This window comes from Acinetobacter rudis, from assembly GCF_000829675.1.
Classification (GTDB): domain Bacteria; phylum Pseudomonadota; class Gammaproteobacteria; order Pseudomonadales; family Moraxellaceae; genus Acinetobacter; species Acinetobacter rudis.
Map to the genome: position 1 here is coordinate 20,958 of NZ_BBRX01000037.1, position 22,879 is coordinate 43,836.

Genomic DNA, 22,879 nt, shown 5'->3' on the forward strand with positions numbered 1-22,879 from the left:
TTTTAAAGGACTTAAACATGTCAACCATGCAACTTTACACCCATCCACACTCTCGCGGCGTCACTGTGTCTTGGATGTTAGAAGAGTGCCAAGCTGACTATCAAGCCATCCCGCTACAGTTTCGTACCGATATGAAACAAGCCGAGTATTTAAAGCTCAATCCAGCAGGTAAAGTCCCGACATTGGTTCATGATGGTGTAATCATTACTGAAACTGCTGCAATCGTTGCTTATCTTGCTGATCTCTATGCAGGTAAGCAACTAGCACCTGCTGTAGCCACTGTACAGCGTGGTGAATATTACAAATGGTTATTTATCATCTGCAATCAATTTGAACCTGCCCTGACCGATCAGAAGTATCAAACTGAAGTGACAGATGAAATGCGTTTTTCATTGGGTTATCCTGCACTTGATGTTTTGATTAAACAAGTGACTGAACACTTAAGCCAAAACCGCTATTTACTCGGCGAACAATTTAGTGCGGCTGATTTACTTCTGGTTGCGTTATTGGCTTGGGGAGCGGTTTATGACAAAATTTTTCAACTCGATGATACCTTACAAGCCTATTTAGATCGTGCGATTGCTCGACCAGCCTACTTACGCACTCAACAACTCAATGACGGGTATTTACAACAACTCAATGACTCAGCTAATACTCAGGCTGATTAATTTCAATCAAATTTAACTCATTACATTCAAAACCCATCGTATACCGCGATGACCCAAAGGTCTTTGCGGTGTACTTCATTCAATAGGATCAGCTCTGTTTTTTGTATACAGTCCTTTAAACTCAACCACACCCAACATCACCACTGAGCTGTTATAGCAACTCAGTGTCCTATGGATCGAGCTCCCCTTTTTTTATAGAAATGCTAGTGTTGCCTGCTTTGTTTGATCTATTTTCAAGGCTATATCTCCCCTATGCTCATCTCAAAAAAACTCAGTTATCCAACTCTTTTGTTTATTGGCCTAGGCTTAGTTTTTCCATTTCTGACTTATTTCAACATCCCTCTCCTTGACGGTGCATTGGTCACTGCACTAGAAAATACCCAAGCATTGTTGTTTCTTGCTGCTGCGATTTTTAGTTATTTTTTTATTCGACCACGACAATATGCCACTGGTAAAAAACAGTTTTGGATCTGGGTGATCTTTTGGTGGATACTTTTATTTGGCCGAAGTATCAGTTGGGGCAGAGACTATTTTCCTGACGTTGCACACGACTATTTTCGAATCATCTCAATACTGCTTATCGCACCTGTCCTTTTGATGTTGTTATCAAGAAAGTTGCGTGCTGAAATCATTGTGAAGTTAAAAACGACTCAACTCCCTATCTTTAGCATCGTACTTGCGCTATTGGCAGTCATCATTGCAGATGCAATCGAGCATAACCGAGCGATCTCTATATTTTTCTTATACGATGTGGCATATAAAGATTTCCTAGAAGAGATGTACGAGTTTGCTTTAATTTGGGGGTTATTTGAAGCGACCTATCTGCTCATGAAACAAGAAGAAGCAGACACCTGAAAGCTCTGCATAAAGCCATTAAAAAAGGCTGCCTTTACAGGCAGCCTCAATTGCGGACTTAACGTCAGCAGCATTCATTACGCAAGTTTTTTGCTTACATAATCAATTGCAGATTGTACAGTTGTGATTTCGTTAGAATCTTCATCAGGGATAGTGATGTCAAAATCGTTTTCGAAAGACATTACTAACTCAACTAGATCAAGAGAATCAGCACCTAGGTCATCCATAAAAGATGCTTCGTTTTTGATCTCTTCAGCTTTCATACCGAGTTGTTCTGCAACAGCTTGTTTAATGCGTTGTTCGATATCGCTCACAGGAATTCTCCTCATTGCTTGTGGCGGCGTTTTTCATGGCCGTAGTTTAATTGAATATTGAAATTTTTCATAGTTTATACATGACATTAAGCCATGAATAAACCACCATTTACGTGTAAAACATTACCTGTTATGTAGCTTGCCTTATCAGAAGCCAAGAAACTCACAGCATCTGCGATATCTTGCGGCTCACCAAAACGGTTGAGGGCAACTTGATCATTCATCTTTTTACGGATGTCTTCACTGAGTTGTTCAGTCATTTCAGTCGCAATAAAACCAGGGGCAATACAGTTCACTGTAATTTGACGGCTACCCATTTCTTTTGCCAAGCTGCGACTGAATGCTTCAATCCCAGCTTTAGCAGCTGAATAGTTGGCTTGACCTGGGTTAGCAAAGTGAGCCACCACTGAACTAATATTAATGATGCGTCCAAAACGTGCTTTGGTCATACCTTTTAAAACACGCTTAGATAAACGGAATACGGCTTTTAAATGAATATTTAAAATATCATCCCAATCATCTTCTGACATACGAAGCAATAAATTGTCTTTAGTGATCCCAGCATTATTCACTAAAACCATTACTGCACCATATTGTTCTTCAATATGCGTAACGAGATCATTAATTGCATCACCATCACGTACATCAAGCACAGCACCTACACCATTTTCAGCAAATTGTGCAGTGAGTTTTTCTGCCCCACCTGCTGAGGTTGCTGTACCAACTACAAAGAAACCGTCATTCATCAATTGTTGTGCAATAGCAGCACCAATACCACGACTTGCACCAGTGACTAGCGCAACTTTACGTTCTTGTTTCATGCAATTTTTCCTTCAGCCACTAAGATGGCATTCAATGCATCTTCTATTCGAGTTTGTGTATCTAATGGGAAAGCTTTTTCAATTTGTGGTAGACGTTTTGCCATGTTTGCAAGAACATTTCCTGGACCACATTCAGCAACATATTGAATGCCTTGATCTTGTAGGAGCTGCATACTTTTGGTCCATTGTACCGATTGATAAAGCTGAGCGGTTAACGCACTACGCAATTGCGCAACATCAGTAGCAACCGCTGCATTGACATTTTGTATTACAGGAATACTAGGCAGCTCAATGGCAGTTTGTTCCAAAGCCAATGCAAATTTTTCTGCAGCTGGTTTCATTAATGAACAATGCGAAGGTACTGAGACAGGCAATGCAATCGCTTTACCTGACTGTGCTTTGGCTTCAGCCATTACAGCCTGAACTAATGCGTGAGAGCCAGCAATCACCACTTGGCCTGCTGCATTATAGTTTGCAGCTTCTACTGCACCCTCACCACTTAGCGTTGCCTGTTGGCAAAGTTCTACCACTTTAGCATCGTCAAGGCCTAAAATAGCAGCCATTGCTCCTTCGCCTTGTGGCACTGCCGATTGCATCAATTGACCACGCAAATTGACCAATTTTGCCGCATCACCTAAGCTCATTGCACCACCAGCAACGAGTGCGCTGTATTCGCCAAGTGAATGACCTACAAGGAATTTTGGTGCTAAACCACCAAGTTCATACCACAAACGCCATAGCGCTACACTTGCTGTTAATAAAACAGGCTGGGTGTTTTCTGTTTGATCCAAACCTTCGCCACTTTGTGCAATATTCCACAAGTCAAAACCCACGGCATCAGAGGCTTCTGTAAAAGTCTCTTGAATTCCCCGAAATTGTTCTGCAAGTTCAGCAAGCATTCCGACCTTTTGTGAGCCTTGGCCAGGAAACATAAATGCTGTTTTCTGGGCTTGAGCAACGTGATCGAATTTTTGAGCAGACATATGACGTCCCTTCTATTATCTATTTTCGTTTCCGATGCGGAAATTTAACACGGAATCCCAGACTTTTTAATTGCGAAATACAACAAAAAAAAAGGGAGCTTACGCTCCCATTTTTTTTCACTAAGCTTGACGCTTAATGCTTCAACAATTATTCAGCATCAGCTGCTTTAGCGAATAATTGACGACCACGGTAGAAACCGTCTTTAGTCACATGGTGACGACGATGAGTTTCACCTGTAGTTTGGTCTACAGTTAATGCATTCTCGGTTAAAGCGTCATGTGAACGGCGCATGTCACGGCGAGAGCGACTTTTACGGTTTTGCTGAACGGCCATGATGGCTCCTTACAAAGATCGAAAAAATGGGATCAAAAAAATTGACTAAATGTTAGCGCGGTAGTCTAACACAAATCAACTCAGTTTGCCTTTCAAACCTGCCAAAACATCAAACGGGTTATCCCGTTTTTCTTCGACAACTTCTTCTTCGGCTGGTTGGTGCTTATGTTCACAAGCAGAATGCTTAGGTGACAAAGGCAACAACAATAATAATTCATCCTCTAGTAATGACAGTAAATCAACAGTTGCAGGAGCACTATAGTCTCCTTTAGTTGTAGATTCACTCTCACCTAAAACGATGAAATCAGCATCCTCATCCAAGCGCTCTATCAGTGACTCATCATCGATTAAGGCTAAATGAAAGTCAGAAACAAGCGAAATCTCTACAGATTCCAAACAACGTTGACATTCCATAGGGACAAGTGTTTCACAACGACCACTGAGCCAAACAATGCGATGAAACGCATCCATTGATAGCTTACAGTCTATGTTGATCAATTGATGGTCAATTGGACCAACAGCTTCACGGGCAATACGAACAAAACGAGACAAGGGCAGATTTCCTGACCATGAATAACCTTGTTCAGCCCATTTAAACGGCTCAATCTGTGCCGGAAAGGTATTTGCTGACATAATTAAGGCGGCAATTCTACAAATTCATCGCTATTCTGTCAAAGATTAAGATACAATTTTGTACTTCTTTAAACAGATCTTTTGGGTAAATCGAGTCATGCCTCTGTTGCAAAAGCAAGCTGAAGTCATAACATCTACTGACTGCAATCCTATATGCCATAAGGGTTTAACACCTAAAATAGCACAACAAAATCTAGCTATTTGGGCGCAACAACATACGGAACAGCAGCAAGTGGATTGGCTCATTCTACACTTTAATCATTGGTTTTCATACCATAATGTACACTTAGTACGCGGAGAATTTGAACCTGAATATTTTCCAGCAACCGCGACCGAGCCTGCACGCATCCAATTTGCCCATGGTTTCTTCAATAGCGCACTACATGAAATCAGCCATTGGTGTATAGCTGGCGCTCATCGACGTACCCTACCCGACTTAGGTTACTGGTACGCTCCCGATGGGCGTAGTGCTGAACAACAGCAGCTTTTTGAAAAAGTTGAAATCGTTCCACAGGCAATTGAATGGATGTTTGCCACAGCATTTGCACGTAAATTTCGCGTTTCTTTGGATAACTTAACAGGTGATGCAGGCCAAGGGCACAGCTTTAAAGATAATGTCTTTGCCCAAGTCCAACGTTACTTCTCAGGTCATGCAACACTTCCTCGCGATGCAGCACATTTTATTGACTGTATTTGCCAAGCAACACGACAGGGGCATGCACTAAAAGCGTCTGAATTTACACGTGAAATGTTAAATTAATCCACTTACGATATAATGGGGTAATTATTAACCCATGTGAATCACTGAGTTGGCAATCAGCGCTCACATCAGGAGCATAAATTATGTTGCACTTAAGAATACATCCTGACAACCCGCAGCCACGTTTAATCAGTCAAGCCGTTGAACGCATTCGTGCAGGTGATGTGGTGATTTATCCCACTGATGCTGCCTATGCAATTGGTTGTCAAATTGGGAATAAAAATGCCATGGATCGCATAACGCAAATTCGTGATCTTGGCGCTAAGCATCAATATGCTATTCTTTGCGCTGATCTATCTGGAATTGCAACTTATGCCAAAGTAGACAATGCAATGTATCGTTTACTCAAAGCAAATACCCCCGCAGTAACGACTTTTATTTTGCCTGCAACAAGTGAAGTACCACGACGTTTAATGCATGCCAAGAAAAAGACCATTGGATTACGTATTCCTAGCAATCCTATTTGCCAAATGTTGTTACAAGAATTAGGCGAGCCTTTATTGACCAGTACATTGATTTTACCGGGTCAAGAACATCCGCTAGATGATCCTTACGAGATTGAACAACAACTCGAAAAACGGGTCGATGTTTTTATTGATGGTGGCTTAGGCACATTAACAACCACCAGTATCATTGACCTTTCTGGTGACCATCCTCAAATCATTCGTCATGGTGTAGGCGACCTTAGCCATTTTGAATAAAGCAATAACTAAAGAAGCTGTCCAATGACAGCTTCTTTATGATCCCTATTGTGACTGATGCTCTAGCCACTTAAATAACACGCTGCATCTACAAATAACTTAATACTTCAACCTATTCATTTTTTAGTGTTTTTATACTTTTTCTATACTTTACACCCATCTTATATTACTCTACCGAACACAATAGCGGTCTATTTAGACTGACTAATCACCAAAAGAACTGGCTCTCCCTTGAAGACTTACTTAAAGTTATATCCTACTCTCCCATCAAACATGTTGAATTTATGAACAAATTAATTAAAAAGATAGAAAAGTTACGCTATATTTCTTACTTTTTTAGTTTTTTTACAGTTTTAGTAATTTCTTCAACTGTAATTTTCCATTAAAATGGGCGAGATTTTTTGTGCAACATAACCTAAATCAGGGTTTTGCTGGGAATACTCAAATTTAATAAGTAATCGTTCGCTTTTACATCAACAGAAAATGCAAGCCAAGTAGCAATAAAACTGTAATGACTCAAGCAATCCAGAATACAACGGACAAAATGTCGCACATCCGCGTTTTAGATGAATGGCAAGAAACAGTCCCTGAGGATTTATATATCCCACCTGCTGCATTCGAAATTTTGCTCGAAAATTTCGAAGGACCGCTTGATTTTCTAATTTACTTAATTCAAAAAAATGGCTTCGATCTATTACAACTAGAAATCGCTCCAATCGCTGCACAGTATTTGTCCTATATGGACCAAATGAAATCACTCAATATTGAGCTGACTGCTGACTACATGGTCATGGCTGCTTTACTGGCAGATTTAAAATCACGTCTTTTACTGCCTAAGCCCAAACTTCCCGATATTGAAAAAGACCCAAAATTAGAACTCATTGATCGCCTAGAAAAATATCTACGTATCAAACAAGCCGCAGAATATCTTGCCAAGCTTCCTGTTTTAGAAAGAGATACTTTTAATACAAATGTCGCATTAGGTGCAGTAGTCAAGCTAGAAACAGGTTATGCTGTCGACTTATTACATGAAGCAATGCTCTGTGTATTTAATCGGCCTGAACCTACTGTACATAAAATTGAACAGGAAGCGGTACATTTAGAAGAGCGAATCGCGTATATTGAAGCCCTTCTGAGTCAAGGTGAAGTGCTACATTTTAAACATCTACTCAAACCTAGCCAAGGTCGCCTCGGTATGGTGGTCACCTTTATGGCTATTTTAGAGCTTACACGACAACAAAAAGTTTCGATTATTGCATCTGGTATTGAAGCCCCACTCGCAATCCAAGGAGTGCCATTATGACTTTAGACGCACAATTTAATGACGCAAATGAACAGCATCATGATATTCTAATGCAGCTCGAAGCCATTATCTTTGCCAGTGATGCGCCTGTGAGTCTGGCTCGACTTAAAGAGGCCTTTCAACAACAGTACAGCAAAACTCAACTTCAGCAGTTTTTGCAACAGTTGGCATTGATGCAGCACAATCGTGCAGTCGAATTAATTGAAACAGCTCAAGGTTATCGTTTTCAAGTTCGTAGTAAATATCGTTCTATTATTACGCAAACATGGCCTGAGCGACCTAATAAACTTTCCCCATCGCTATTGGAAACTTTAGCTGTAATTGCCTATCACCAGCCGGTCACACGTGCGGATATAGAACAAATACGTGGGGTCTCAAATAACAGCCAATTACTTAAAATGTTATTTGAACAAAATTGGATAAAGGAATCTGGATTTAGAGAAATTCCAGGTCGGCCTGCGTTGTTAGTGACGACGTTACATTTTTTAAATGCATTTGGTCTAATGTCATTAGACCAACTGCCCCCCCTACAGGATGCCAAGGAAGCATTTAATGCTTTGGATGCATTCGTTCCAAAGTCTTAAATAGGCGGTCTGTAGATGATTACTTCTAAGGTTATCTGTCATGAGTGAAAAATTGCAAAAGGTGTTAGCGCGAATTGGCTTAGGTTCTCGCCGTTATATGGAGGAAGTTATTGCTGCTGGTCGCGTTAGTGTCAATGGGCAAATTGCTCAAGTTGGTGAACGTATTGAACCTGGTGATGAGCTTCGCATCGATGGTCGTAAAGTTCAATTTCAAATTGAAGATGAGATACGTCGTCGTGTCCTGATCTATTACAAACCTGAAGGTGAGATCTGTTCACGTAACGATCCAGAAAACCGACCAACAGTATTTGAACACCTTCCAACCCTTGCTAATGATCGCTGGGTTATGGTTGGTCGTCTTGATATTAATAGTACAGGTTTATTACTGTTCACCAATGATGGCGAACTTGCCAACCGTTTGATGCACCCATCAAATGAAGTTGAACGTGAATATGCCGTACGTGTAATGGGTGAAGTAACCCCGAAAATCCGTCAGACCATGCTTAATGGTGTTGAGTTGGATGATGGCCCAGCAAAGTTTGAATCATTTACTGAAATTGGTGGTGACGGGATCAACCGTTGGTATCAAGTTGTGGTGAAAGAAGGACGTAATCGTGAGGTTCGTCGTATCTTTGAATCACAAGGTCTTAAAGTCAGCCGTTTATTACGTACACGTTATGGCACAGTAATCCTACCACGCGAACTGCGTACTGGTCGCTGGACAGAGCTCGACAAAACAGATATTGATAACCTCAGTAAAATGGTTGATCTTAAACCACGCCAAGGTACTGGTCTGTTTGGTATGGCAAAACGTCGTACTGAGCGTATGCAAGAAAAACCATTAGCTGCACGTCGTGGCGGTTATTTACGCCAACAACGCCGCGACAGTGAACAAGGTCAGGAGACTGATCATTCTCGCCGCGAGCAACGTCCACGCTATGAACAAAATCGTGGTGGCTTCCAACAACAATCAGCACATAATAGCCAACAACACAACCAAGGCTATCAATCAGAACAACAGCAACACGGTACTGACCGCGAAAAACCATTTGTACAACGCAAATCTTCAGTATTGAAGAAAGGTTTCAAAAAATACTAAGCCAAGTCACTCGACCTAGCGAAAAAAACCACAATCAAATTGATTGTGGTTTTTTTAATTCAATGTACAAAAACTGGATTAAATCTTTGGAATATCGATCCACAATGCATCAGGAAAATGCTTCTGCAAATAAGCCTTTAAATAAGCTGCTGTATCTTTTGAAATAATCTCATCCTGAGACTCATCATTTAGATTATAAGCCAATGCATATAAATTAATCTGACGGCGCTGTAATGCCTCTAAACTCAGTAAAGTGTGATTAATACTTCCCAAACGCCCTGAGCTGACTAAAATCACGGGCAACTGCTCTCGTTCAATATAATCGATACTCAGTACCTCAGTCGTTAAAGGCACCATTAAACCACCTGCCCCTTCGAGCAATACCACTTCATAGCGTTCAACCAGCGTTGCTGTAGCTTGTTTGATCTTGTCAAAGTCCAGTGCACGACCATCAATCTGACAAGCCAAATGTGGAGAAGCGGGATAACTGAAGATCTCAGGCATCGTCAGTTGTTCACGATCTTCTTTAAACTCATCAATCCCCATGATTGCACGATGCTGCTGAATATCTTCAGAAAAACCCACGTTGCCTGTCTGCACCAGCTTTTGTGTAATCACATTTTGACCTTGTTCACGCCATAACTTAGCAAGATACCCGGTTGCATATGTCTTACCAATACCTGTGTCTATACCACTCACAAAGTAGACTGCGCCTGTCATGATATTCTCCGTGCTATACAATAAAGTGGATGATAACTCAGAGGATACTGGGCTTGAGCTTGCTCATCCATCACACTCATTTGATGATAATCCTGATAAAACTGCTGTAATGATTGTTTTGTCCAACGATACTGCTGTGCAGTTGCTGTCACCCCTGTCGCTTTGAGATGCTTAAGCACATCAAGTGGATGAGAAAAATAAAGCGTTTCAATATGATCTTGCAATAACACGATCTCAAAACCATGTTGTTGCAATTTTTGCTGCCATTGTGCTGGGCTTAGATAATCCAAACCTTGCCCTGTCAGCGTTTTGATTTGCTTTAAATTATCTAGGCTAAAACTTGAAAAACACAGATAAGCCTGAGGCAGCATTGCCTCATGTAAATTGACCAGCAGTACATCAATATCCTTCATCCACTGTAAAGCAGAACTCGATACAATGAGTGCTAACGAATCAGGTAACTGCAGTTGCTCAATATCACCGATTAACCAATTTAAACGTCGATCAGCATTAAAATGCTGCTGCACCGCTTCATATAAGTCATTACAGTAATAGGGATTTGGTTGAAACTGTAGATGATCACTCAATACCAGCTGACTCAAATGACCAGAACCACAACCAATTTCCAAGCAAGAACCTGCAACCTGTGCAGGTAAATTGTGCTGCATAAGCTGAAACAATTGAACTGCAATCTGTTTTTGTACAGTTGCATGTTGATGATAGCTTTGCCCAGCTTTAGCGAAACGCTGCGCAATACTTAAAGAATCAATTTTCACTTAGCCTCTCACAAATACTCAAGCAACTGCTCAAGATCCTGATGATGAATCATCGAATTTAATGAAATTCTTAACCGAGAACTATGCTGTGGTACAGTGGGTGGCCGAACTGGCATCACATAAAAACCTTGCTGTTGTAACTGCTGTGCACGTTCAACAGCAGCCTGAGAATCGCCAATAATTACAGGTACAATATGACTACTTGAAGGACACGCATATGCTTTGGCTTTTAATTGCGCTTGTAAATATCGACTAATCTGTTGCAAGTGCAATCGAGGCTGCTGTAACTGCTGTACTTGCTTAAATACAAACTCGGTCCAAGCCATACATAGTGGTGGCTGTGCTGTACTAAAAATTAATGGGCGCATCTGGTTAATCAAATAGTCACGTATGACTGGGTGACAAATCAGATAACCTCCAACTGATGCCAATGCCTTACCAAAAGTGCCGACTAAAAAATCTATATCATCGATGACATCATACTGCTCTGCACAGCCTAGACCTGTTACTCCTCGTACCCCAATCGCATGCGCTTCATCGACATAAAGCATGACTTTACTATGCTGTTGTTTAAGTAGTACCAGTTGCTTTAGATCGGCCTCATCGCCATCCATACTAAAGATAGATTCAGTCACAACGACAATACGATCAAAATTACAATCATCTTGATAACGTTCAAGCAGTTGCCGTAAGTGTGACATGTCATTATGACGATAACGTACGTATTTAGCGCTCGACAATCGGATACCATCAATAATACTGGCATGTACCAGCTTATCCGCCAATATCATGGTACGAGCGTCGCTTAGCGCAGGTAATATGCCAATATTCATGTGATAACCACTGTTAAACAACAGTGCAGCACGTCCATGAAAGGCCTCAGATAAACAATGTTCAAAACGCTCATAGGCGGGGAAATTACCCGTCAATAAACGTGATGAGCTACTACTCATCACTCGTTCGGATATGGGGGTAAGATCAAAAAAGGCTTCACGTAATTTCTCACTTGCAGCCAAGCCCAAATAATCATTCGATGCAAGATTGAGCATCTCATGTCCAGCAATTTCTATCTGCCGACCCTGTTGATGATATTGGGTAAAGCGTCTTAAGTTGCCTTGCTGCTTTAAACTTTCGAGTTGTTCAGCATAATGATCAATGAGTTGCATGATTAATCTACGTCCATTTGGCTAACCACTTTGACTAACTGGCTCAGTAGATAATCCAGCTCCTGTTCAGTAATAATATATGGTGGCATGACATAAACCAATTTACCAAAGGGTCTGATCCACACGCCATGTTCAACAAATTGTTGTTGAAGCACTTGCATATCTACAGGCTGCTTCAGCTCAACAACACCAATCGCTCCCAAAACACGAACTTGTTGGACATGTGCTAACTGACTAAGCACATTTAGTTTTTGCTTTAATTGAGTTTCAATAGCCTGAACTGTAGCGGCCCAATCTTGTGACAGAAGTAAACGTGTACTTCGAATAGCAACAGCACAAGCCAAAGGATTCGCCATAAAGGTTGGGCCATGCATAAATACGCCAGCCTCACCGTGACTAATCGTCTCAGCCACATGCGTTGTGGTCAGTGTTGCAGACAAAGTCATATAGCCACCTGTTAAGGCTTTGCCAATACACATGATATCTGGCACAACCCCAGCATGCTCCCAAGCAAACAATTTGCCTGTTCGCCCGAAACCTGTGGCAATTTCATCGAAAATCAACAAGATATTGTATTGATCACAAAGACGTTTCACCTGACGCAAGTATTCAGGATGATAAAAACGCATTCCCCCTGCACCTTGTACAATCGGTTCAATAATAAATGCTGCAATTTGCTGATGTTGCTCAGCCAACGTCTGTTCCAATACAGCAATATCACGAGGATCCCAAATTTCATCAATAGCTGTCTGAGGTGCTGGAACAAAAATCCGCTGAGCCAAGCTCGCCCCAAAGACTTGATGCATACCTGTTACAGGATCACAGACCGACATCGCATTCCACGTGTCACCGTGATAACCCGAACGCGTGGTTATAAAATTAGTTTTACTGTTTTGCCCTTGTGCGGTCCAATACTGAACAGCCATTTTCAAAGCAACTTCTACAGCCACTGAACCAGAGTCAGCATAGAATATTTTTTCAAGCTCAGGTGGTGTGATATTAAGTAAAATTTTTCCAAGCTCAATCGCTGGTTCGTGGGTTAACCCGCCAAACATAATATGCGACATTGACTGCAGTTGTTCTGTCACTGCTTGATCTAACTCAGCATGATGATATCCGTGAATTGCACACCACCACGAAGCCATACCATCAATTAATTTACGTCCATCATCCAATTCAATCGTCACACCATATGCGCGTTTAACTTTATAACTTGGCAGCGGCTGAGTCATGGAGGTATATGGATGCCATATATGCTTTAAGTCAAATTCGTCGGTCATCCTAAACACTATTCTTTATCACTACAAAAGTATTTTGATCATACGCCAGCGTTTAATAAAAATAAATTGCGATAACATCCAAATATTGCTTGATCTAGCTAGAGTTGTTGACATATTTGCACAATTTTCTCACTGGTCTGCTTTACATTAGTCACAGGAAAGGCATGTGAGCCATCAATTTTAATAATATTTAAAAACTTTGCAGCTAACTTGTGCAAATCAGTAGCTATTTGATGACTGAGCAGTTGATCCTGTTCTGCCAAGAGATGAAACTGCTGACCCTCATAGTTTTGCAAGATCGGTACAGTATTTAATTGCAGCAGTGTATTTAAACCTTGCTTCATTTCTAAAAAATCTTGTGCTTTAAGCAAACTTTGTAAAGTTAACCAATCTTTTTTATGCTGTAGGCTACCTTGAGAAATCAGATAACAAAAGCGTTTAATACACGCCTCTGGATGATCCAGATAAGATTGTTTAAACTGCGAAAATGCTTGTTGTGACATCGCCTTAGGCCAATGCTCACTTTGGACAAAACAAGGATTAGAAGCTAAAGTAATCAACGTCTTGGCTTGTCTAGTACGTTGCCATACTTGCTCGGCTAAAATACTGGCCAATTGGCCACCAAGTGACCAACCCATCAGTATGTCATAGTGCTGCGCCAAATCACTGTAGCTATCCAGTGTGACTGCATGAGCAGGATCAAAAATATTAATCAGATCCACATTAAATTGTTTATCTCTTAGTGCCAAGGCGAAGTCTTCAAGGACTTCTGTACCCACACCCCAACCCGTAATTAATAAAATTCTCTTCGCCATCATGCATCCATTTTCGCTGAAGTTACAACATTCCAGATCAATTCTACTCGCCCACGCCGACATTTATCTGCGATTTTTGCTAAGATTTAACACAACTTATTGTTAGAGACGCAGCAGATGAAAAAACTTCCACATTCTTTTATAGCTACCCTTTGTTGCGCTCTATACATCGGCAATGCACACGCAGAACCCACTGGGCTCAATGCTTTTGAACAACAACAAAAACAATGGGTCGGTCAACCTGCCCCACAATTTAAATTACAAGATCAAAATCAACAATGGCATGAATTAAAACAATATAAAGGTAAGTGGTTAGTCCTTTATTTTTATCCTAAAGATAACTCGCCTGGCTGTACTCAAGAAGCAAATCAATTCAAAAGCCTCTATCCTGATTTCATTAAAAATGATGCGGTCATTTTGGGTGTCAGCCTGGATGATGTCAGTTCCCACCAGAAGTTTTCAGAAAAACTTGGACTACCTTTTGCTTTATTGGCAGATGATCAACAACAATTGGCACGCCAATTAGGTATAGTGAAAAATCTAGGTTTTACAAAAATTGCAAAAAGAGAAAGCTTTCTCATTGATCCGACAGGCACCGTGGTTTATCACTACACCAGCGTGAATACCCAATCCCATGCAGGTGAAGTTCTTAAAGATATTCAACGTCTCAAAAACTTATAAATATCCCCCAATGTACTCACCAATTTAGTCAATTTGAATTAAAACTAACTTGGTGATTATTGATTAATTTAAATAACAATTACATCTTTACATTTAAAATAAAATTAAGATACTTCTCACTATAACCATTTAATTTAAAATAATAAAAATTATTAATTGTCTATTTTTAAATCAGAACCACTCTAAATAATAATTTAACAATTTGACACAATTTATTCATCTCACTGAGAACTTACTGTCACAATTGATCGGTACATTCTGAAGCTATTTAAACAGCAACCCAAGGTACAATTGTGAAATTTAAACTATTACTATTACCTGTACTTGTCGCGCTACTGAGCGCTTGTAATGATGATAAAGAAACAATAACTCCAGAAAAACCAGTTACAACAGTAGATTCTAACGGGCCATTATTAGATCCGAGCAGTAAAGGTAACATCGCAGAGTTTGGTGGTGCTACACGTTTGAAAGCTGAACGTACTGAGGCGATGAAAGCTTCTTTAAGTAATCGACAAGTTAAACATGTCATTTTGTTTATTGGTGATGGTACAAGTGAGTCTGAAATTACTGCTGCTCGAAATTATGTTGAAGGTGCATCGGGATACTTTAAAGGTTTAGATGTATTACCATTTACTGGAGCCTATACAACTTATTCCCTAGATAAAGAAACCAAAAAAATTGACTATGTTACAGACTCTGCTGCATCTGCATCAGCTTGGTCAACGGGAACCAAAACCTATAATGGTGCCTTAGGCATCGATGCAAGTGACAATAAAAAAACCTCTATACTTAAAATTGCAAAAGCAGCTGGTTTTGCCACAGGCAATGTCACCACCACTGAATTACAAGATGCAACACCTGCAGCACAAGTGGCACAAATCAATAACCGTGGATGCTATGGCCCTGTAAAAACCTCTACAAATTGCTCAGCATTTTCTTTAGAAAAGAATGGACCAGGCTCAATTACAGAACAGCTACTCACAACCAAAGCAGACGTAACCTTAGGTGGTGGTAAAAAAACATTCGCTGAGACAGTCACGGGTGGTGCTTATAAAGGGATGACTTTACTTGATCAAGCGAAAAAAATGGGCTATCAAGTAGTTGAAAATATTGATGAATTAAAAGCAGTTCAATCTGCTGATCAAAGCAAACCCCTACTAGGTCTATTTGCCAGTGGTAATTTACCTGTCATTTGGAGTGGTCCTGCTGCTGTTGCTGATGGCAATAAACAAGCTTCATCTCAATGTATTGCTAACGCTGAATTTAAGAGTGGTACACCTAAGCTCAAAGACATGACAGCTAAAGCAATTGAACTCCTTCAGGTCAACAAAAAAGGGTTCTTCTTGCAGGTTGAAAGTGGTTCAATCGACAAACAAAACCATGCAGCAGATGCTTGTGGTCAAATTGGTGAAACAGTTCAACTCGATGACGCTATTCAAGTTGCACTTGAGTTCGCTAAAAAGAACCCAGATACTTTAATCATCGTCACTGGTGACCATGCACATACCAGTCAAATTATTCCAAATAACAGTGACAGCCCAGGAAAAACTGTAAAACTGCTTACTAAAGACGGTGCAGACATGACCATCAACTATGCAACAACCAAAGATGGTTCGCAGCAACATACTGGCGCTCAAGTCCGTACAGCAGCTTATGGTCCACATGCTGGAAATGTTTCTGGCTTACTTGATCAGACTGATTTGTATTTCATTATGCGCAATGCATTAGGCATCAAATAACGATCAGGCCAATCTAAAAACTCAAAATAGAACATAAAAAAGCAGTGCCATGGCACTGCTTTTTGAATCTTTGATTGGAAAATTACATTTGTGATTGAATATAATTTTGTAAACCAATCAATTCAATAAGACGGATCTGTTTTTCTAACCAATATGTATGATCTTCTTCAGTATCAGCCATTTGTTGACGCAAAATATCACGGCTAATGTAGTCACCATGTTCTTCGCATAACTTGACACCTTGTGCCAACTTTTCACGTACATGATACTCAAGTTTTAAATCTGCTTTTAAGCAAGAGATCACATCTGTACCCACATCAACGTCTTCACGTTGCATATTGGGTGTACCTTCTAAAAATAATACACGTCGGATCAATGCATCAGCATGTTGAGCTTCTTCTTGCATTTCATGATCGATTCGCTCATAAATTTTAGATAGTCCCCAATCCTCATACATACGAGAATGAATTAAATATTGATCACGTGCTGCAAGTTCACCACCAATCAACATATTGAGATAATTAATCACCTCTGGGTTCCCACGCATAGATCTCTCTCCAATTTTTTCAAGTAGTATGAACGCTTTCGCTCATGAATGCAAAAGCAAATCTTCGTAAGTTTATGATTTTTATAAAATAAAAATGAGAAACATACGCATTTAGCTTCACGATCAGTTAATTTTTAATAACAAAAATAAGCTGTTGGGCTACTTTCATTGATTGTTGGCATGTGTTTAAAAGCATAAAAGCGACATATTATTTTTTGTAACTTTTTAAAATATTGGCAGAAATCGTTGTAGTGGTAACTAAAAATTTGATTTGAACTGATGAGCAGTGAGTAGATCTCACTCACTGCTCTAGGCCTCAAGCGAAAATTTAAGCTTGATGTGAAGCTATAAATACCAAGAACTCTTCTTCATTCATGGTATCAATCCCTAATTTTTCAGCTTTTTCTAATTTTGAACCTGCTTTCTCTCCAGCAACCAAACATTTGGTTTTTGAAGAAACACTGCCGCTGACCCGTGCACCAAGTGCCTGCAACATTTGAGTTGCTTCATCACGAGTCAATTGACTCAATGTACCAGTGATCACCCAACTTTCACCGTTTAAGGGCTGACGTGTTGGAGCAAGTGGTGCATCCCAATGAATACCTGCTGCAATTAGGCGATCAACGACCTCAATATTATGTTCAGCTTGGAAAAAGTCAAAAATCCACTCGGCTGTGATATCTCCAACATCTGGTGTTTTTTTCAGACTTTCAATATCTGCTTGTTTTAGAGCATCTAGAGTTTGGAAAGTATTGGCGAGCATGCGAGCTGTGGTTTCACCAACCCCGCGAATACCCAAAGCATAGATGAAAGCAGCTAGCGTTGTTTTCTTACTATTTTCAATCGCATCCAATAGGTTTTGCAGCGACTTCTCACCCATTTTTTCAATGCCTAACATCTGTTCACGATGTTCTTGCAAGTGATAAATATCCGCAACATTATCAAGCAACTGTAGATTCAGCAAAGATTCTACCCAGCGATCACCTAAACCTTCGATATCCATCGCTTTACGCGAAACAAAATGACGAATAGCTTCAATACGCTGTGCAGCACAGTACAAACCACCAGAACAGCGTGCCAAGGCCTCTCCTTCAGGCATCACCACAGGTGAAGCACATACAGGACAATGGCTAGGAAGATTTACAATTTCATATTCTTGATCAGCTAAACGTAACTCAGCCCATACTTTTTCCACTTTAGGAATCACGTCACCACTACGATAGACACTGACGGTGTCACCAACACGTGCATCAAGACGATGAATTTCACCAATATTATGTAAGGTCACATTGGAAACAGTGACACCACCGACTGCAACAGGCGTTAAACGTGCAACAGGCGTTAAAGTGCCAGTACGCCCCACTTGCCAATCAATTTGCTCTAAGGTGGTTAAGGCTGCAACTGCAGGAAACTTATAGGCTGTAGCCCAGCGAGGTTCACGACTTAGAAAACCCAACTGTTGCTGTTGTTTTAAATCATCAACTTTGATGACCATACCATCAATTTCAATCGCTAAATCTGGGCGCTTTAATTGAACTTCTTCATAACGCTGCTGTACTTCTTCAATACTATCGCAAACATAGTGCAGCTCACCGATCGCAAAGCCCAATTGGTTTAACCAAGTTAAGCTCTCAGACATGGTAGTTAAACCATGCAATGGTTCACACTGGGCAATACCATAAGCATAAAAAGCTAAAGGTCGAGATGCAGCAACTTGAGGATCAAGCTGTCTTAAACTCCCAGCTGCCGCATTGCGTGGATTTGCAAAAGTCTTATCCCCTTTAGCTTCTTGCTCAGCATTAAGCTTATTAAATCCAGCCTTTGGCATCAGCACTTCGCCACGAACTTCGAGTAAAGAAGGGATTTCGATCTGATCACTACTCAAAACTTTTGGTAGGTTTCTAATTGTCTTAACATTTTGTGTAATTAACTCGCCTGTTTCACCATCGCCACGTGTCACAGCTCGAGTTAACACCCCATTTTCATACCAAAGTGAAATAGCCAAACCATCAAATTTCAACTCAACATCATACTGAATCTGCTGCTGTGGCAAACGCTCTTCTAAGCGACGCGCAAAAGCATAAAGTTCTTCTTGATTAAAAACGTTGCCCAAGGACAGCATAGGGACATGATGTACCACGCTTTCAAACTTACTCAGTGCTTGACCACCAACCTTATTGATTGGGCTATCAGCCTGAACCAGATCAGGATACTCCTGCTCTAAGGCCTTGAGTTGATGAAATAATTGATCATACTCACTGTCCTGAATCGTCGGCTGATCCATCACATAATAGGCATGGTTATGCTGTGCAATAAGTTGAATAAGTCGACGCATTTGCATCAGGACTGTTGTAGTTTGCATGATTTCACCATAGAAAAAGGCGGATAATCCGCCAGTTAAAAACGTATTCGCTTAACTCTTCTTACTCAGCACGATAGTCAATAGCTTTATGACGCCAATGCTCTTTGAGTTGAGGTGTTAATTCTAAATTATTTTCATCATAGACAGCACCATCAATTTCACGAGCAATCAATCCCGCAATGCTGGCCATAGTATCAAAGCCTTTTTGTACATCTTTGTGCGGTAAAGCAAGGAAAAAAGCGAGACCTTGAACTTGCTCTACGGAAAGTGCCTCTAAGTCGAAACCACATGGACCTTCTGGGGTAATACGTAAAACAGAAAATAATAATGTATTACTTTCTTCAGATTCTTCGTAACGATGAAAACAAGATAATTCACCATAACGTAGACCATATTTCAATAACACTTTTAGTGTCTTATCGCCAGAAAGAGCCTTGCGCGGGTTTGGATATACATTAAGTGCAATGATACTCGCCGCATTGGCTAGGCTACTTTCATCATCATTGCGTTGTTGCTCATGTAAATGTTTATCTAAAATCGTGCTTTCTGCTTCAAACTCTTTGATTTCAGCTGTTTCAATATTTTGATTAAAATCTAAAATCTCTTCAGCTTTTACAACATCTTCAACAACAGGCGTTTCAGTTACAGGCTTTGCTTCATCTTTGGGCTGATCCTGTGCTGGTGTAGAAGTCTCTGCACTCACAACTGGCTCTACTGTTGGTTGAATTTCGGGCTGCTCAATCACAGCTTGTTGATTTTCAGTTGCTGTTTCGCTAACACTGTCCACAGCAGTTTCTGGCTCTGGAGTTTGACCTTGTAACTGATCACGCACATGACGTGGAATAATCGGCAACTGAGTATCTGCATCCAATTGCAATGGTGTTTCCAATGAAGGCCGTGCATCATCTGGTTTGCGTAGAATAATCCTGAGCCCCCATAAAATAATGATGACAGCAACAATAATTCCGACGACTGTAGTATTTTGCATTCTATGACTCCGCAACTAGACCATATTCTTTTGCTTCTTCCAAATTGACACTGACCAACTTAGAGGCACCAGGTTCTGGCATAGTGACCCCCAAAAGATCAGTTGCCATTGTCATTGCAACTTTATTATGTGTAATGTAAATGAATTGTACCTGCTCAGACAGCTCTTTTACCAAATTACAAAATCTTCCCACATTGGCATCATCTAAAGGTGCATCAACTTCATCCAATACACAAAATGGTGCAGGATTAAGTCTGAAAATTGCGAAAACCAAAGCCAAAGCTGTTAAAGCTTTCTCACCACCTGATAACAATGCCAACGAACTATTACGTTTTCCTGGTGGACGAGCCATTAGGCGTACACCAGATTGCCAGTCATCTTCAAGACTTAGTGAGGCTTCACCCCCATTAAAAACTTTGGGAAAAAGATTTTGTAATTCCAAGTTGATTTGATCAAATGTGGTCATAAACAACTTTTTAGTTTCTAGATCGATGCTCTTCATGGCATCTTTTAACTGTGTCACTGTTGTTTGTAAATCTTCAATTTGATGGTTGAGTTGCTCTGCACGGGCTGAGATTTCAACATATTCTTCCGATGCCGCTAAGTTAACTGCACCTAATTTGGAAAATTGTTGTTGCGCTAGTGCTAACTTTTTCTGATGTGCCTCTAAGTCGATGGTTAAACCTGTTTTTAATTTGGCTTCAAGTTCGGTCAGCTGCTCACTATAATGTTGCAAATCAGACTTTGCTGCCTGCCATGCCAAACGCTGCGCTTCAAGTTCAGTCCGTAGTTTCTCATCCAACTGCTGTTGTTCATGACGTTTAACGGTCAACTGCTGTTGTTTCTCTTGTACCTGATGCAATTCGGTTTGCCAGTTTTGCCAAGTCTCTTGTAGTTTCTCAGTTTGTTGTGATTGCTCATCGAACTGTGATTTTAAACTCGGCAATTCAAGCTGAATTGGCTCCACACATGTCTGAGCCTGTTCGATTTGAAAAACAATCTGCTGACGTTGTTGTTGAGTAAAAGACAGATCTTTTTCTAATAACTCAACTTGCTGTTGATTTTGGCCAGCAACACGTCGTGTCGTTTCTAACTCTTGTTGCTGTTGTTGCAGTACTTGACGTTGTTCGTCAGCCTGAACATTGAGCTTATCTAGCTTTGCTTGTAGTGCTTCAAACTCTGGCAAACTTTGTTCAAGTTTAAAGATTAATGCATGCAGATCGATTTCCAAATCATCTTTTTGCATCGCATCTTCTTCCAACTGGGCATCAAGCTGTTGCAACTGGTCTTGCAATTGTTGACGTTGTAATTGAAATGCCTGAGTTGCACTCTGATGTTTTACCAATTCGACATCAAGTTGCTGAAGTTGCTGCAACTTTTGTTTGAGTTGCTGTTGATCTTGCTGTAACTGCTGCTGTACGTGTTGTTTGGCTTGTTCAAGCTCAGGCAGTTGTTGCTGCTCAATCGTGTGAGTTGCAACCAACTGAGCCAGTTCAACCTCAATCTGCTCAAGACGAATACGATGACTCAAAGCACCTTGTGCTGCCTGACTCGACTCATCATAAAGTAGTGCGATCATCCAATCACTGCCAAGATGATAACCATCTAGACTCAGTATACTTTGACCTTGTTGCAATTGGCTTTGTAAAGCCAAGGCCTGCTCTAGACTTTCAGCAACATAGACCTTTTGCCATAACGAAGACTGAGGTGCTTTGATCCATTGACTTAAGCTACATAGATCTTGCCAACGATCACTAAAACCAGATTCAGTTGTTTTCATCTGACGAGCGATGTTGTGTTGAAATACATTTTTCTCATCTAAACAAGAGGCTTCAAGCCAACGCGCTAAAAACTTCTCAATGATGTTCGCATGTGCTTTAGCAGGTTCAGTCAGTTGTAAATGCTGTAATAACTGTTGCTCAGATGCTGCCTTTGTATTGTTCTTCACCAATAATTTCTGAATCGTTTTTTGTTCAGACTGCAACACTTGGATCTCAGCTTGACGCTCAGTGATGGTATTTTTATGTTGCGAGTACGCTTGTTGTAACTGCTCTAGATGTTGCGTTTCGGTTTTAACTTTTTGCTCTAAAACATCAATCGCAGCGCGCTGATCATGTTGCTCTTGCTGCAAATGTTCAATATCAGTACTTGTCGTTTGACCTTGAATTTGCTGCAGTTGTATTTGTAGCGTTTCTTTTTGCTGCTCAATACGCTGAATATTCTTCACCAAATATTCTGACTGTGACTGCATTTGTTGCTGCTGCTGTCGCTGCTTCTCAATTAAGCTACGCTGTTGATCAAACTGTTGTTGTAACTGACTTTGTTGCTGCGACATTTCATGTACATGCTTTTGTCCATGTTGAGTACTCGACTCATGCTGCTCTAACTGCTCAGTTTGCTGTTCAAGCTGATCATGCAAGCTTTCTAATTGCAATTCGATCAACTGAATTTTTTCTTTACATTGCTGTTTTTGTTCGTTCAGTTGAAGAAGGTTTTGAGTATTGTGCTGTAGCAAATTCTGCTTTTGCTCAAGAGTCAGTTTGAGCTCTGCCTGTTTCTTTTCAGCTTGTTGCCACTCTTGCTGAAGTGGCATGGACTGTTGAATTAGACGCTGAAAAAGCTCACTTGTACTTGAAAGATCATGTTCTACTGTGGTCATTTCTGAGCGAACTAACTTGAACTGCTCACCAAGCTCATTCATTTGCACACTGTATTGTTCTTGTAGGCGTGTGCTTTGTTCGCATTGAAAA

Annotated in this window: 23 protein-coding genes; 9 read left to right on the forward strand and 14 right to left on the reverse strand. The window is 40.6% G+C overall.

What is annotated here, in order from left to right; all coding sequences use genetic code 11:
• The first annotated feature begins 17 nt into the window (after window positions 1-17).
• Together Aru01_RS11005 and Aru01_RS11010 are read left to right on the forward strand one after the other, a co-directional pair.
• A complete protein-coding gene (locus Aru01_RS11005; protein ID WP_016655187.1) occupies window positions 18-668 on the forward strand; it encodes a glutathione S-transferase family protein in 651 nt (216 codons plus the stop codon).
• Between the two features lie 252 nt (window positions 669-920).
• The gene (locus Aru01_RS11010; RefSeq protein ID WP_016655186.1) at window positions 921-1,523 is read left to right on the forward strand and encodes a hypothetical protein; all 603 of its coding nucleotides are present in this window, start codon (window positions 921-923) and stop codon (window positions 1,521-1,523) included.
• A gap of 77 nt (window positions 1,524-1,600) precedes the next feature.
• Here Aru01_RS11010 and acpP read toward each other — a convergent pair whose 3' ends face one another.
• From acpP to Aru01_RS11035, 5 genes are all read right to left on the reverse strand, one after another.
• Window positions 1,601-1,837: an acyl carrier protein gene (acpP, locus tag Aru01_RS11015; protein WP_016655185.1), complete on the reverse strand. Its 237-nt coding sequence runs from the start codon at window positions 1,835-1,837 to the stop codon at window positions 1,601-1,603.
• A gap of 86 nt (window positions 1,838-1,923) precedes the next feature.
• Entirely contained in the window at window positions 1,924-2,658 is a 735-nt protein-coding gene (gene fabG, locus Aru01_RS11020) for a 3-oxoacyl-ACP reductase FabG (RefSeq protein ID WP_016655184.1), read from the reverse strand.
• Window positions 2,655-3,641 carry an ACP S-malonyltransferase gene (gene fabD / locus Aru01_RS11025; protein WP_016655183.1) on the reverse strand — a complete coding sequence of 329 codons (987 nt, stop codon included), beginning with the start codon at window positions 3,639-3,641 and terminating at the stop codon, window positions 2,655-2,657. Before fabD ends, fabG begins: the two co-directional genes overlap by 4 nt.
• A 148-nt stretch (window positions 3,642-3,789) precedes the next feature.
• Window positions 3,790-3,975: a 50S ribosomal protein L32 gene (gene rpmF, locus Aru01_RS11030; protein WP_004723964.1), complete on the reverse strand. Its 186-nt coding sequence runs from the start codon at window positions 3,973-3,975 to the stop codon at window positions 3,790-3,792.
• Between the two features lie 75 nt (window positions 3,976-4,050).
• Complete coding sequence (locus Aru01_RS11035) at window positions 4,051-4,608, reverse strand: YceD family protein (protein WP_016655182.1); 558 nt, start codon at window positions 4,606-4,608, stop codon at window positions 4,051-4,053.
• A gap of 97 nt (window positions 4,609-4,705) precedes the next feature.
• Here Aru01_RS11035 and Aru01_RS11040 point away from each other — a divergent pair, with 97 nt between their 5' ends.
• The 5 genes from Aru01_RS11040 (at window position 4,706) to rluB (ending at window position 9,055) form a co-directional block, all read left to right on the forward strand.
• Window positions 4,706-5,368: an elongation factor P hydroxylase gene (locus Aru01_RS11040; RefSeq protein ID WP_016655181.1), complete on the forward strand. Its 663-nt coding sequence runs from the start codon at window positions 4,706-4,708 to the stop codon at window positions 5,366-5,368.
• 83 nt (window positions 5,369-5,451) lie between these two features.
• Window positions 5,452-6,069, forward strand: coding sequence for an L-threonylcarbamoyladenylate synthase (locus Aru01_RS11045; RefSeq protein ID WP_016655180.1), 618 nt, complete (start codon window positions 5,452-5,454; stop codon window positions 6,067-6,069).
• 511 nt (window positions 6,070-6,580) lie between these two features.
• Entirely contained in the window at window positions 6,581-7,372 is a 792-nt protein-coding gene (locus Aru01_RS11050; RefSeq protein WP_016655179.1) for a segregation and condensation protein A, read from the forward strand.
• Complete coding sequence (gene scpB, locus Aru01_RS11055) at window positions 7,369-7,956, forward strand: SMC-Scp complex subunit ScpB (protein WP_016655178.1); 588 nt, start codon at window positions 7,369-7,371, stop codon at window positions 7,954-7,956. Before Aru01_RS11050 ends, scpB begins: the two co-directional genes overlap by 4 nt.
• Window positions 7,957-7,996: 40 nt before the next feature.
• On the forward strand, window positions 7,997-9,055 hold the full coding sequence (gene rluB / locus Aru01_RS11060; RefSeq protein ID WP_016655177.1) for a 23S rRNA pseudouridine(2605) synthase RluB: 1,059 nt from the start codon (window positions 7,997-7,999) through the stop codon (window positions 9,053-9,055).
• A 78-nt stretch (window positions 9,056-9,133) separates the two neighbouring features.
• On the opposite strand, the gene bioD is transcribed toward rluB, so the two are convergent.
• From bioD to Aru01_RS11085, 5 genes are all read right to left on the reverse strand, one after another.
• The gene (bioD, locus tag Aru01_RS11065) at window positions 9,134-9,775 is read right to left on the reverse strand and encodes a dethiobiotin synthase (RefSeq protein WP_016655176.1); all 642 of its coding nucleotides are present in this window, start codon (window positions 9,773-9,775) and stop codon (window positions 9,134-9,136) included.
• Window positions 9,772-10,551 (reverse strand): malonyl-ACP O-methyltransferase BioC, encoded by a 780-nt coding sequence (gene bioC / locus Aru01_RS11070; RefSeq protein ID WP_016655175.1) that lies wholly within the window; start codon window positions 10,549-10,551, stop codon window positions 9,772-9,774. Before bioC ends, bioD begins: the two co-directional genes overlap by 4 nt.
• Window positions 10,552-10,559: 8 nt before the next feature.
• Window positions 10,560-11,717, reverse strand: coding sequence for an 8-amino-7-oxononanoate synthase (locus tag Aru01_RS11075; protein WP_016655174.1), 1,158 nt, complete (start codon window positions 11,715-11,717; stop codon window positions 10,560-10,562).
• Between the two features lie 2 nt (window positions 11,718-11,719).
• The gene (gene bioA / locus Aru01_RS11080; RefSeq protein ID WP_016655173.1) at window positions 11,720-12,997 is read right to left on the reverse strand and encodes an adenosylmethionine--8-amino-7-oxononanoate transaminase; all 1,278 of its coding nucleotides are present in this window, start codon (window positions 12,995-12,997) and stop codon (window positions 11,720-11,722) included.
• A gap of 98 nt (window positions 12,998-13,095) precedes the next feature.
• The gene (locus Aru01_RS11085) at window positions 13,096-13,812 is read right to left on the reverse strand and encodes an alpha/beta hydrolase family protein (protein WP_016655172.1); all 717 of its coding nucleotides are present in this window, start codon (window positions 13,810-13,812) and stop codon (window positions 13,096-13,098) included.
• 117 nt (window positions 13,813-13,929) lie between these two features.
• Here Aru01_RS11085 and Aru01_RS11090 point away from each other — a divergent pair, with 117 nt between their 5' ends.
• On the forward strand, window positions 13,930-14,493 hold the full coding sequence (locus tag Aru01_RS11090; protein WP_016655171.1) for a peroxiredoxin: 564 nt from the start codon (window positions 13,930-13,932) through the stop codon (window positions 14,491-14,493).
• A gap of 293 nt (window positions 14,494-14,786) precedes the next feature.
• Window positions 14,787-16,232: an alkaline phosphatase gene (gene phoA, locus Aru01_RS11095; RefSeq protein ID WP_016655170.1), complete on the forward strand. Its 1,446-nt coding sequence runs from the start codon at window positions 14,787-14,789 to the stop codon at window positions 16,230-16,232.
• An 82-nt stretch (window positions 16,233-16,314) separates the two neighbouring features.
• Here phoA and ftn read toward each other — a convergent pair whose 3' ends face one another.
• The 4 genes from ftn to Aru01_RS11115 all read right to left on the reverse strand — a co-directional run.
• The gene (ftn, locus tag Aru01_RS11100; protein ID WP_016655169.1) at window positions 16,315-16,779 is read right to left on the reverse strand and encodes a heteropolymeric bacterioferritin subunit Ftn; all 465 of its coding nucleotides are present in this window, start codon (window positions 16,777-16,779) and stop codon (window positions 16,315-16,317) included.
• A 328-nt stretch (window positions 16,780-17,107) separates the two neighbouring features.
• On the reverse strand, window positions 17,108-19,141 hold the full coding sequence (gene ligA, locus Aru01_RS11105; RefSeq protein ID WP_016655168.1) for an NAD-dependent DNA ligase LigA: 2,034 nt from the start codon (window positions 19,139-19,141) through the stop codon (window positions 17,108-17,110).
• A gap of 61 nt (window positions 19,142-19,202) precedes the next feature.
• A complete protein-coding gene (locus Aru01_RS11110) occupies window positions 19,203-20,129 on the reverse strand; it encodes a cell division protein ZipA C-terminal FtsZ-binding domain-containing protein (protein ID WP_016655167.1) in 927 nt (308 codons plus the stop codon).
• Between the two features lies 1 nt (window position 20,130).
• Window positions 20,131-22,879, reverse strand: a 2,749-nt coding sequence (locus Aru01_RS11115) for a coiled-coil domain-containing protein (protein ID WP_042111358.1), incomplete at its 5' end; no start/stop codon positions are given.